The organism is Allocellulophaga tsushimaensis, assembly GCF_055383085.1.
Genome location: NZ_AP039451.1, coordinates 2,369,622 through 2,382,752, shown reverse-complemented (window position 1 = coordinate 2,382,752; position 13,131 = coordinate 2,369,622). Strand labels below are relative to the sequence as shown.

The 13,131-nt window shown below is 30.4% G+C and carries 13 protein-coding genes; 5 read left to right on the top strand and 8 right to left on the bottom strand.

The window, feature by feature from the left end; translation table 11 throughout:
- Positions 1-198: 198 nt before the first annotated feature.
- The 8 genes from murI to ACZ451_RS10170 all read right to left on the bottom strand — a co-directional run bounded on the left by murI (position 199) and on the right by ACZ451_RS10170 (position 8,598).
- Positions 199-987 (bottom strand): glutamate racemase, encoded by a 789-nt coding sequence (gene murI / locus ACZ451_RS10205; RefSeq protein ID WP_464212041.1) that lies wholly within the window; start codon positions 985-987, stop codon positions 199-201.
- Positions 988-1,113: 126 nt separating this feature from the next.
- Entirely contained in the window at positions 1,114-1,623 is a 510-nt protein-coding gene (locus ACZ451_RS10200; protein WP_464212039.1) for an OmpH/Skp family outer membrane protein, read from the bottom strand.
- Positions 1,624-1,704: 81 nt separating this feature from the next.
- Positions 1,705-2,508 carry an OmpH/Skp family outer membrane protein gene (locus ACZ451_RS10195; protein ID WP_464212037.1) on the bottom strand — a complete coding sequence of 268 codons (804 nt, stop codon included), beginning with the start codon at positions 2,506-2,508 and terminating at the stop codon, positions 1,705-1,707.
- 194 nt (positions 2,509-2,702) lie between these two features.
- Positions 2,703-5,351, bottom strand: a complete 2,649-nt coding sequence (locus tag ACZ451_RS10190) for a BamA/OMP85 family outer membrane protein (protein ID WP_464212035.1) — start codon at positions 5,349-5,351, stop codon at positions 2,703-2,705.
- Entirely contained in the window at positions 5,323-6,063 is a 741-nt protein-coding gene (locus ACZ451_RS10185; protein WP_464212033.1) for an isoprenyl transferase, read from the bottom strand. The genes ACZ451_RS10190 and ACZ451_RS10185 overlap by 29 nt, the downstream gene beginning before the upstream one ends.
- 156 nt (positions 6,064-6,219) lie before the next feature.
- A complete protein-coding gene (porG, locus tag ACZ451_RS10180; RefSeq protein WP_464212031.1) occupies positions 6,220-6,933 on the bottom strand; it encodes a type IX secretion system protein PorG in 714 nt (237 codons plus the stop codon).
- A gap of 120 nt (positions 6,934-7,053) precedes the next feature.
- A complete protein-coding gene (locus ACZ451_RS10175; RefSeq protein ID WP_464212029.1) occupies positions 7,054-7,935 on the bottom strand; it encodes an NAD kinase in 882 nt (293 codons plus the stop codon).
- Between the two features lie 3 nt (positions 7,936-7,938).
- Positions 7,939-8,598 carry a CBS domain-containing protein gene (locus ACZ451_RS10170; protein WP_464212027.1) on the bottom strand — a complete coding sequence of 220 codons (660 nt, stop codon included), beginning with the start codon at positions 8,596-8,598 and terminating at the stop codon, positions 7,939-7,941.
- Positions 8,599-8,686: 88 nt separating this feature from the next.
- On the opposite strand from ACZ451_RS10170, the gene ACZ451_RS10165 reads away from it, so the two are divergent.
- The 5 genes from ACZ451_RS10165 (at position 8,687) to clpP (ending at position 13,062) form a co-directional block, all read left to right on the top strand.
- Entirely contained in the window at positions 8,687-9,412 is a 726-nt protein-coding gene (locus ACZ451_RS10165; RefSeq protein WP_464212025.1) for a pyridoxine 5'-phosphate synthase, read from the top strand.
- Positions 9,412-10,182, top strand: a complete 771-nt coding sequence (locus tag ACZ451_RS10160; protein ID WP_464212023.1) for an alpha/beta fold hydrolase — start codon at positions 9,412-9,414, stop codon at positions 10,180-10,182. The genes ACZ451_RS10165 and ACZ451_RS10160 overlap by 1 nt, the downstream gene beginning before the upstream one ends.
- Before the next feature lie 341 nt (positions 10,183-10,523).
- A complete protein-coding gene (locus ACZ451_RS10155) occupies positions 10,524-10,874 on the top strand; it encodes a phage holin family protein (RefSeq protein WP_464212021.1) in 351 nt (116 codons plus the stop codon).
- 94 nt (positions 10,875-10,968) lie between these two features.
- Entirely contained in the window at positions 10,969-12,294 is a 1,326-nt protein-coding gene (gene tig, locus ACZ451_RS10150) for a trigger factor (protein ID WP_464212019.1), read from the top strand.
- A gap of 87 nt (positions 12,295-12,381) precedes the next feature.
- On the top strand, positions 12,382-13,062 hold the full coding sequence (gene clpP, locus ACZ451_RS10145; RefSeq protein WP_464212017.1) for an ATP-dependent Clp endopeptidase proteolytic subunit ClpP: 681 nt from the start codon (positions 12,382-12,384) through the stop codon (positions 13,060-13,062).
- Positions 13,063-13,131: the final 69 nt, after the last annotated feature.

Sequence of the window (13,131 nt, the reverse complement as noted above, 5' to 3'; positions counted from 1 at the left end):
TGGCTAATTACAAGAAAACAACTAGCATATTTTAGTAATGAAGAAAGTATTTTTAGCAATAAAATGTTTTTTACTGGATCAATTTAAAATCATACTCTTAAATATGCATTACAACTACAACTTATACAAGCATACAAAATGCAGCATGATTACCGATTTTAAAAGTAAGAAGTATAGCAATAATACATATCATAAAAATCAAAATTCTAAATACGAAATTTTAGTTTCTGAGGATACATCTCCTAAAAAGCTTTCTAATACATTTATTTCTACATTGGTATAAAATTGGTGACTAGATATAGTTTGTGATGTATTTAATAAATGAAGTTTTTCTAAAATTTTATGTGTTTGCTTTGCAACAGCTTTACCAGAATCAATAATTTTTACATTATTTGGTAATAATTCTCTTAATACCGGAATTAAATATGGATAATGGGTGCATCCTAAAACCAACCGATCTATTTCTGCTGCTAACATAGGTTTTAAGTAGTTCGTTAAAAGTGTTTTAGTTTCTTTACTAAAAACCATACCTGCTTCAATTAAAGGAACTAAACCCTTCCCTTCTTGTTCTATTACTTGAACCTCTTTTGTGTACAACTGCGTTGTACTATGAAATAAAGCACTGGAAAGTGTTCCTTTGGTAGCTAAAATCCCAATTGCTTTAGAATTTGTTTCTAAAGCCGCTGGTTTTATTGCTGGCTCAATACCTATAAAAGGAACTTTATAGTTTTTTCTTAAATATGATATAGCATTAGTTGTTGCTGTATTACAGGCTACCACAATAAGCTTACATCCTTTTTCTAATAAATACTCAGTGTTTTTTATACAAAGTGCCTTTATCTTATCTTTATTCTTTTCTCCGTAGGGTGCGTTTATACTATCTGCTAAATAAATACTATTCTCATATGGTAGCTTTAAATTTACCTCTTTCCAAATAGAGGTCCCTCCTACTCCTGAATCAAAAAAACCAATAGGCTTGTTACTCATAAGGTATTTTTATTTTGCTACATTATTGCTAAATACTAAACTAACACAAAAAAGAATATGAAAATTTAATTTATATAAAAAAAGACCACTATAATAGTGGTCTTTTTTTATGAAGTAATTCTTTTATTAGAATCCTAATTCTTTTTTTACTAAGGCTAGTAAATCAGTTCCTGTAGAAACAATAACTCCGCTACCTTGAGAAGAATCTAATACATAATTAAAACCTTGTTCTGCAGCAACTTTTTCTATCGCCGCTTTTGCTTTATCTGAAATAGGCCCTAATAAAGCAACTTGTTTCTTTTGTATCTCAGCATATGCTTGTTGTTCTGCATCTTTAATAGTTTTTTCAAAACCTTGCAATTCTACTGCTCTTTTTTGATTTTCTTCCTCAGATTTTGAAGCAGCTTCGTTCTTATATTGTGTATATTTATTTTGCAATTCTGTCATAGAATTTTGAATATCTGCACTAAATGTCTCTTGCAGTTTTTTAAGCTCTGCTTCAGCTGCTTTCATCTCAGGCATATCCTTCATTAACTCAGTTACATTAATATGAGCGGTCTTACTTTGAGCATTAACAAAACTTGTAGCAGCTACAAATAAAATTAAAGCTACTGTTATTTTTTTTAAATTTTTCATGATTTTAATTTACTATTTTTTTGAGCGTTAAATTTAATAATTATAACCCATTCTGGGGGTTTTTGGTTTAAAATTTCTTTTTTAATTTTTTTCTTTTGCCTCTTTAGCTTCTTTTCTTTTCTTATCTCTTTCTTCTAACAACTTTTTTCTTCTTGCTTCGTATGCTTTTCTGCGTTCTTCTCTTAATTTTAATTGTTCAGCTCTTCTTTTCTCAGCTGCTTTTCTTCTTTCATCTTCTGCGCTTTTTGCTTTTTCTTCTCTTTCTTTAAAAGCTTCAGTTCGTTCTTTCTCCTGAGGCTCTTCTTCAACATCTTTTAAAGCTCTTTTCTTTCTAACTCTATCTTTTACTTCTTTTACTTTTCTTGTTCGTGAGATAGCTTTCAGAACTAAATCGCTCAAGTCTAATCTTTTTTGAGCAAATAGCATAATAACATCTGATTTATCCAGAATTAAATCGTATTTTTTGTTTTGAGCAATTTTTTGCACTTCATTAAAAACCTGATCTTGTATCGGCTGAATTAATCTTTGTTTCTGAAGAATTAAATCTCCTCTAGGTCCAAATCTATCCTGCTGATAATCAAACATTTCTTTTTCTAAAAGTTTAATTTCTTCTTCTCTTTCTTCAATAAGTTCTGACGTTAAAAGCACTTTCTCTGCAATTAAATCTTTTTTCATTTGATCTATTACATTCTGCTCCTGTTCTATTTCTAATTTCCATTTTTGAACTTTAGCTTCTAATTGTTGCGTTGCTTCATTATACTCCTCCACATTTTCAAGAATGTACTCCATATCTACATATGCAATTCTTACTCCTCTTTGTTGTCCAAAACTCGTTGTAGCTGTTAAGGCTATCGTACTTAAAAATAAAAGAACTTTTGTTTTCATTTCGTTTACATTTACTGATATAGAAAATATCGTGCCAAAATAATTATTTTTTTAAAAAGGATGAAAGGTTAGCCTGTAAAGTACTGATTTTTCCGTCTTTTGCAAATATCACATTATTATTTTATTTAGACATGATCTATTGCTATCAAATTAATTTATACATTGATTAATATGAGCAATACGATATTTTAAAGCTAAAATTGTTGTCCAATAATAAAATGTGTTTCCCATCCGTTCGGTCCAGGAAGGGAATTTGGATTATTGTCTCTATCAAACCCGTATCCAAAATCTATTCCTAATAATCCAAATGCAGGCATAAAAATACGCAACCCAGCACCTAACGACCTTTTTATTTCAAACGGATTAAATTCCTGAAAATTGTTGAAAGCATTCCCACCTTCTGCAAAAACAAGTCCATATATAGAAGCTGAGGGTTTTAAAGTTAGGGGATACCTAACTTCCATTGAAAATTTATTGTAAATAACGCCTCCTTCTTGATCTAATACTCCTGTTGTACGATTCGTAGCAAACGGAGTTAAAGATTGATTGCTATAACCTCTTAACTGCACATTTTCTCTACCATCTAAAGTAAAGTTACCTAAACCATCACCTCCAACAAAAAAGCGTTCAAAAGGAACAATACCTACTTTGCTGTTATAACTCCCTAAGAAACCTAATTCGGCATTAGTACGCAACACTAATTTATTTTTTCTACCTGCTAAAGTAGTGTACCAATCTCCTTTAAAATTGACTTTGTAGAATTCCAAAAACTTAAAGCGTTCTTGATCATTACGCTCAAGAGCATCTTGATCTCTATCTGTAATAGCTGTCTCTAAATCTTCATTTAATTGATCATAATCTTTACCATTAAATAAAGAATACGGAGGAGTAAATTTAGCTCTTAGTTCAAAATTAGATCCCGTGGTAGGGAAAATAGGGTTTGGACCAGAAGATCTTCTAGAAATACCTAGTGTGTAGGCTAAAGAGTTAGATTTTCCGTCACCGAAATTAAATAATCCTAAATTAAAATTCTTGAAATTATATAATTGATACTGTACTGAATGAGAAACAGTAAAGAAATCATCTGGCCATCTTACTCTTTTCGCTAAGCCCAAAGATATCCCTGTTATTGAAAATTGTTGACTCTTATCTACTTCAAACCTACCCCTTCTTCTTGAAGCTGGATCTACACGAAATTGTTGCGTTCTAGATAACGATGCACTAAAACTCACTGGCTTTTTTCCTCCTAACCAAGGTTCAGAAAAATTTAAGCTATACACCCTAAAAGTCTGGCTGGCTTGTAAACGTAGTCCAAAAGTTTGACCATCCCCCATTGGAACTGGTTTATATTCTTCTCCATTAAATAAGTTTTTAATAGAAAAATTACTAAAAGATAATCCTAAAGTACCTATAAAACCTCCGCCTCCAAAACCACCTTGTAATTCTATCTGACTAGATCCAGATTCTACTAAACTATAATTTAAATCTACTGTTCCTGCATTAGGATCTGGGTTTATAATATCTGGCTTTACATTTTCCGCATCAAAAAAGCCAAGAGCTCCTAATTCACGAATACTTCTAATAATATCAGATTTATTATATTTCTGGCCAGGTCTGGTACGAAGTTCTCTAAAGATAACATGATCATTAGTTCTATCATTACCATTTACGGTAACATGACTTAAAAATGTTTCTTTTCCTTCAATAATTCTAATTTCTAAATTTATAGTATCATTAACAGCAGAAGTTTCTACAGAATTAATCTGAGAAAACATATAGCCGTTGTTTTGATACAAACTAGATAAATCTTGCGGATCGGGCCTTGAATTATCGGTAATGCGTTCTTTTAGTAATACTCCATTATAAGTATCTCCTTTTTTGATTCCAAGAACTTGTGCTAATTGCCTATCTGTATAAACAGCATTACCAATAAAATCTACATCTCCAAAATAATACTTTTTCCCTTCTTCTACTTTTATGTGTATGGCTATATTATTTTCATTTGTTTGTGTTATGGTATCCGATAATACTCGTGCATCTCTATATCCTTTTTTGGTATATGCATCTATTAGAGACACTAAATCTTCTTTATAATCTTCTGGAATATATTTAGATCTCTTAAGAGTTATAGCGGTTTTAAAGCCTTTTTTCTTTGTTTTCTTAAGTGCTTTTCGTAATTTTTTTGCTGAAATTTGTTCGTTCCCTTCAAACGTAATTTTATTAATCTTAACTTTTTCTCCTTTTTTAACATTAACAACCATGCTTTGTGCATTGGTTTCAGAAGTATCTTTAGCCGTTACGATAGTTACTTTTGTATTAAGAAATCCTTTTTTCTTATACTTATTCTGTAAATAATTTTTTGTGTTTGCTATAAGGTTTTCTGTTATTTTCTTTCCTTTTTTGAGATCGGTATCTTTAAGGATTTCATCGAGTTTTCCTTTTTTTACCCCATATACGGTTACCTTAGAAAGCGTAGGCCTTTCTATAATATTTAATTCTAAAAATACCTTATCACCTTCTATTTTAGTAATATAAAACGTAATATCACTAAAAAGTTCCAAGCCCCATAACTTATTAATAATTTCGCTTATTTTTTCACCTGGAACGGTAATAGGCTGTCCTTCTGTTAATCCTGTATAGGTTTTTACAGTTTGTTCGTTATAACTTTTTAATCCAGTTACTTCTAATCCTCCTAAAATATATTTTTCACCCTTATCAAAAGTAGTAGTCTCTTGTGCAGAACCCTTGATTGTGAAGAAAATTGATAAAATAATAAATACAAATTGGTAGGAAGGTATAATTGTTTTTACCCCTTTACATAAGTTGTTCGCTAGTCTTTCCAAATCTTCTTTCTCTGTTTTGGTAATTTAAAATTGCTTCTACTAAATGTTCTTCTTTAAAATCTGGCCATAATACATCTGTAAAGTATAACTCTGCGTATGCTATCTGCCAAAGCAAAAAATTACTGATGCGGTGCTCACCGCTAGTTCGTATAAGCAAATCTACGTTTGGTAAATTGTACGTGTAAAGATGAGTATTTATAATGGTTTCATCAATACTTTCAGGAGAAATTATATTATTTTTAACTTTGGCACTTATTTGTTTAACCGCACTCACTAATTCCTCTCTAGCCCCATAACTCAGGGCTAAAGTTAAAGTTGCACCTGTATTTTTTGCAGTTTTTGAGATTACTAATTCGAGTTCTTTTTGTGCTTTTTTTGGCAAAGAATTAAGATTTCCAATAGAATTTAAACGCATATTATTCTTGTTCAGCGTATTAAGTTCTTTTTTTAAGGATGACACTAATAAACGCATTAAAGTGTCAACTTCTAATTTTGGTCTTTTCCAATTTTCAGTAGAAAATGTATATAGGGTAAGGTATTTAATTCCAATTTTTGCACAACTTTCAACAATATTTTTTACAGTCTTTACGCCATTTTCATGACCAAACACACGTAATTTACCATGTTGTTTTGCCCACCTACCATTACCGTCCATTATAATTGCTAAATGATTGGGCAAATTAGTATCGTTAATATCTTCTATAGTATTCATAACCTAGTATCAATGAAAATAATTAAAATTGATTTTTATATAAACAAAACCAATTGTTATTTATAATACATTGGCAAATGTAACATTAATGAAGTAAACTTTAATGCAAACTGTAAAACTAAAAGTTGTTGTATTGAAATTTAAATGCTAACTATACTAATCAAAGCAATCTGAGCAAGGTTTTCTTTTAAAAGTATAGGTGAGTGTTAATCCAGAAAAAACATACCAATCATTACTTAAAATATTACCAAACTCAACCCTAAGTCTTTCTGCATTAGTAACGTCTACAAGATTTAACTTAACAGGGTTGCTAAAATCTAAATTATCCGTAAAGGTATATCTAGCGCCTATTTCTCCTCCTAAAATAAACTGTTGGCTTATTCTATATTTAAAACCAACTGTCATAGGTATAGCAAAGGCACCATCTCTTTGATTGTCGGAATCTTGAACCTCGTTTGCATCAAAATAATTATAATCGTATCTAAAATAGGTTATACCTGTATATAAATAAGGTGTAAATGCTGGTCCAAGCTTATGTAAATTGTATTCTACAAAATTTAATTCTAATCCTGCAGAAACTTCCAAAACAGAATTATTTAATACAAAAGCCCTTTGTTGTCTTGAGGTGAGATTAGATTTTCTATCATCTGCTGTAAATTCTCCATAAGTCATACTCGCTCTCCATGCATAACGTTTACTTTTATTCCATTTAAATATTCCGCCAAAAGCCAAACCAGAAGGAGAGATATAGTTTGTTTTTCCCACATCTCCTATATTATTAGTTCCACCAGCAAAAACTCCTATTTCATAGGTTTGCGCCTTAACACCAATAAAAAAGAGGGTAAGCAATACTGTAAAAAATGTTCTCATGTACTTTTAAAAGTTTGCAACCATAATAAAATCAACATTTTACAATTTACTCTGTTCAAAATTGCAATAACGTTATAATGTTAAACAACTTTTACCGTTTTTTATTGTTTACAGATGCTTTCAATTCCGTTTATCTTCTCCCCAGAGTAATTTATTACGAAGTGTTTTTAAAAAGCTTTCCGAGGTATACTCAATCATTTTGATTGTAAAATTTGCTTTCTTAATTACAATTTCGGTTCCATTTTCTACTGTAGCAATTCTAGAATCTAAAGATACTAAGTGGTTTTCTTCTCTTCCAGAAACTTTAAGTCGTATTTCGGTAGTATCTGATAGTACTAAGGGTCTAGCATTTAAATTATGTGGTGCTATTGGAGTAAGTATTAATGATTTTGCTGTTGGTGTTATTACTGGGCCTCCACAACTTAAAGAATAGCCCGTAGATCCTGTTGGAGTTGCTACAATAAGCCCGTCTGCCCAATAAGATGTTAAATATTCGTTATTAAGATGCGTTTCTACAGCAATCATAGAAGTACTGTCTTTTCTACTTACCGTAATTTCATTCAATGCAAAATCTAAATCTTCAAATTCTGGCAAAACTGGTTTTGTTACAACACTAACCAAACTACGCTCTACAATAGTATAATCACCTGATAAAAACTCTTTAACAACTTTACGAACGTCTTCCTTTTTAAAAGTAGCTAAAAAACCTAATCTACCCGTATTTACACCAATTATAGGAATATCTAAAGCTCTAACGTATGTAATAGCCCTAAGCACGGTACCATCACCACCAAAACTTACTAACATATCAAAAGAGCTATCTAAGCCGCTATCTGCTGTGTACGTTTTAAAGTTACCTAATTTTCCAGATTCATTTAAAAGCAAATAAAACTCTTTTTCAAAAACAACTTCTGAAGGAACTTTACTCAATTCATCTATTAACTCAATAACGTAATCTAATGCATTATCTGAATATGCTTGACCGTAAATTGCAATTTTCATCAACTATACATTTAAGTATTTATCTAAATAGTCTGAACGTTGTTTTAAATCTTCTAAAAAAAGATCATCATTATTTCCAAAGACTATTGTATAATTATAGCGTCTAAAGGTCTGAATAATCTCGTTTAAATTTGCAGATCCAATTTTTATAGTTATTTGCACAAGGTCATTTCTCATTTCTGTGATAAAACCTCCAATAAATTTTACATTATTACTTTCTACAATCTGAGCTATTTCACTAAAGGAATAATCTTTTATTCCTGTTGCTAAAACAATAATACCTCCAGGTTCCGTAAAGAAAGGAGTATCTATAAACTCACTTACAACATCAGTAAGATCATAATAGCCAACCAATTTATCCCGATCATCTAAAACAGGTACAATATTTGCCTCATTTCTTGCAAAAGCTTCTAAAACATCTAACCAAGAAGTTTCTTTGCGCACAAAAAAAGATTCTATACTATATTTAAAATCGTCGATACTTTTATTTTCTCCTTCAAAAATATCAAGATCGTTTTCTGCTAAAACTCCCGTATAAGCACCTTCTTCAGTAATAGCTACATGAGAAAATGTGGTATGCTTAAAAAATTGAGCAACTTCTTTAATTGCATCAGTAACTTTAAATACTGGTAAAGTATTAATTATGTGAGATTGAATATTCATAGCTTTAAATATTGTGCAAATTACTAATTTAAAATGGCAAAAAGCATGCCTTATTCGTATTTTTGCTCCCTCTTAACATATACATGTAATGACTAAATTAAGTGTTAATATTAATAAAATAGCTACTTTAAGAAATGCAAGAGGTGGCAATATGCCTCATTTGTTAAACGTAGCAAAAGATATAGAATTGTATGGAGCAGAAGGAATCACGATACATCCAAGGCCAGATGAGCGCCATATTAAGTATCAAGATGCTAGAGATTTAAAAAAAATTGTTACTACTGAGTATAATATTGAAGGAAACCCCAACCAAAAATTTATAGACCTTGTATTAGCGGTAAAGCCAACACAAGTTACCTTAGTTCCAGACGCAATAGATGCAATTACATCTAATGCAGGCTGGGACACCATAAAAAATCATGATTTTTTAAAAGATGTACTTCAGCTTTTTAAAGAGAACCATATAAGAACATCTGTTTTTGTTAATCCAGATCCTAAAATGGTTGAAGGTGCAGCAAAAGTAGGAGCTGACAGAATTGAATTGTATACAGAAGATTATGCCAAAGCTTATAAAAGTGATACCGAAAAAGAGAACCTAAACGCCATAAAACCGTTTATTAAAGCGGCAAAAACAGCTAGTTCACTAAATTTAGGAATTAATGCTGGACATGACTTAAGTTTAGATAATATTGCATTTTTTAAACAGAATATCCCAAATTTACTGGAAGTATCTATAGGGCATGCACTTATTTGCGAATCACTCTATTTAGGCTTAGAAAATGTAATTAACATGTATTTAAACAAATTAAAATAATGCAAGTATTACATTCAAAAATTATAGGCCAAGGCACACCTTTATTAATCTTACATGGTTTTTTAGGAATGTCTGACAATTGGAAAACTTTAGGTTCAAAATACAGCAATGAAGGTTTTGAAGTACATTTAATTGACCAAAGAAACCATGGAAAAAGTTTTCATTCGGACGATTTTAATTATGAATTCCTTGCAAAAGATTTAAAAAACTACATACAGCATTATCGTCTAGGAAAATGTATTTTACTAGGACATTCTATGGGTGGTAAAACAGTGATGCAATTTGCTACCATGTACCCAAGTTTAGTAGTCAAATTAATTGTTGCTGATATTGCCCCAAAATATTACCCTCCGCATCATGACTATATTATAAATGGTTTAAATAGTTTACAAATAGAACAACGCACTTCTAGATCGGATGCTGATGAAGTATTACAAAAGCATATTCCTGAATTTGGTATTCGACAATTTTTATTAAAAAATGTGTATTGGGTAGAGAAAGGAAAACTTGGTTTTCGGTTCAATTTAGGTGTATTGAGTGAAAAAATGGAAGAAATTGGTGAGAATATTGAAACAACTGAAACATTTACAGGGAAAACGTTATTTCTTAGAGGCGATAAATCTGGATATGTTACAGCACAAGATATAGACATCATAAAAAAACATTTCCCACAAGCTACTATAAAAACCATAGAAAATGCCGGACATTGGTTACATGCTGAAAACCCCAAACAGTTTCTAGAATACTCTTTAAACTTCATTAATTTGTAAAAAGATACCTTTTATCAGGCATACATCAGCTTATTATTTAAAACTGAAATTAGAAGATCTTAACTAGAAAAACAACATCATTGAATTCCTTATTATTTTTCCCATCTTAGATATTTGAAAAAAAAATTAAATCTTTGCATAACCATAAACCGAACAAAAATTTCAGTAATTTTAACAAAAGATATTACAAATAGAATGTTTCACAATAAACTGGAAACCAAAATCTTAATAAATTGTTGATACTGTTTTAATCATAAATTAAACACTCATTTTTTTACCATTAAATTACACTGTTAACTATTCTTTTAGTTAATACCTTTTATTTTAAAACTAAGACCAAAATGAAATTTATACTACGTATTTTACTAAGTGCATTAGCTGTAATTATTTTAGCAAAAATTTTACCAGGCATTTTCGTTGCATCATACCCAACTGCAATTATGGTTGCCATTGCACTGAGCTTGTTAAATTTTATGGTAAAGCCAATTTTAATACTATTAACATTACCTGTTACCATTGTTACCTTAGGGATTTTTTTACTTTTTATAAATGCAATTATTATCCTTTTAGCAGATTATTTAATTTCTGGGTTTCAGGTAAGCAGTATCTGGTGGGCACTTTTATTTAGTTTATTATTATCTTTTCTGCAATCTATATTATTTTCAATCTTAAAAGAAGATAAAAAGAAGTAAGCTAGTATTTGAAATTCAGTACTTTAAAAAGTTGTTCTAATTCGCAAATTGTATTACTTTTGCATCCCGTTATTTTTTACGTAAAACTATTGAGATGAATATCACAAAAGAGCAGATTGACGATTTAAATGCAGTTGTAAAAGTTGCTGTTACTAAAGACGATTACAAAGACAAGGTAGAAACGATCCTTAAAGATTATAAAAAAAAGGCAGATATTCCTGGTTTTAGAAAAGGTCAGGTACCAATGGGACTGATCAAAAAACAATACGGAAAAGCTGTATTAGTTGATGAAGTTAACAAATTATTACAGGATAATTTAAATAAATATCTTACTGAAGAAAAATTAGATGTTCTTGGTAATCCACTCCCTAAACAACAAGATAATTTTGATTGGGATTCCGAAAATTTTGATTTTGAATTTGAGTTAGGATTAGCACCTAGTTTTGATTTAAATCTTAAAGGAAAAAAAGCAATAACGCACTACAAAATTATTGCTGATCAGAAAATGATTGATGAGCAAATAGAACGTATTCAAAAACAATACGGAAAACTTATCAATAAAACTGAAGTAAGCAAAAAAGATGAAGTTACTGGTGTTTTCAAAAATGAAACATTAGAAATTGAAAATAAAAACACATTAGAGCTTAGCAATTTAAAGGCAAAAAAAGCTATTGATACTTTACTTGGTAAAAAAGTAGGAGATACAATTACTTTAAATACCAAAGGTTTATTTAAGGAGGATCAAAATTTAACAACTGCCTTAGGAATAGATGCAGAAAAAGCTAAAGACCTAAAAGAAGAAGTTACTTTTACTATTGAAGAAATAAATGAAAGAGAACCTGCTCCTTTAGATCAAGAGCTATTTGATAAACTTTTTGGAAAAGATGCTGGTATTAGCTCTAAAAAAGAATTAGAACAAAGAATTAAAGACGATTCTGAACAGCAATTTGTTCAACAATCAGATCAAAAGCTCTTAAATGATGTTACAGAGCATTTTATAGAAAATACAAAGTTTGAGCTTCCAGCTGATTTTTTAAAGAAATGGATTCAAGTTACTGGAGAAAAAACACTTACCGATAAAGAAGCTGCCGAAGAATATGAAAAATCGGAAAAAGGGCTCCGTTATCAACTTATTGAAGGTAAAATTGTTAGTGAAAATAACTTACAGGTTCAATTTGATGAATTAAAAGAGTTTGCAAAAGGGTTTATAAAATCTCAAATGGCTCAATTTGGGCAATTAAACCCAGCAGAAGAAGAATTAGAAACTATAGCTGGTAGAGTTTTATCAAATCAAGACGAGGTAAAGCGCTTATCTGAACAGTTAATGAGTCAAAAATTAATTAATTTATATAAAGAAAAAGCAAATCTAAAAACCAAAGAAGTCACTTACGAAAATTTTGTTAAAGAGGTTTACGGATAATTTAGTTTGCAAATAAATTAAATATCTTTAAAGTATTATGCATATTTTTAATACTTATTATATTTAAAAAACACATTAGAAACAGCTATGGATTACGGAAAAGAATTCAAGAATTTTGCTATAAAAGATCAAGGGATTAGTAGCACGTATTACGATCAGATGATTAGTAGCATGTACCCTACTAATATGACTCCTAATATTATTGAAGAAAGGCAAATGAATATTGCTGTTTTTGATGTATTTTCTAGGCTCATGATGGATCGTATTATTTTTTTAGGAACTGGTATTAACGATCATGTAGCAAATATTGTACAAGCACAATTATTATTCTTAGAGAGTACAGATGCTAATAAGGATATACAGATTTATATAAATTCTCCTGGTGGTAGCGTATATGCTGGCTTAGGTATCTATGATACTATGCAATTTATTAATCCAGATGTTGCTACAATTTGTACTGGTATGGCTGCCTCTATGGGTGCCGTGCTTTTATGTGCAGGACAAAAAGGTAAACGTAGTGGTTTAACACACTCTAGAGTAATGATTCATCAACCTCTAGGTGGTGCACAAGGGCAAGCTAGTGATATAGAGATTACCGCTAGAGAAATTTTAAAATTAAAACAAGAACTTTACGAAATTATCGCAAATCATTCTGGGCAAACTATAGAAAAAGTGAATGATGATAGTGATAGAGATTATTGGATGAAAGCTAATGAAGCTTTAAAATATGGCATGATTGATGAAATATTGGTAAGGGACAAAAAATAATCTCGTCCTTATATATAACTAACCCATTATAGTGATGTAATCTGATAATAATAAGGTTACAATAAACTA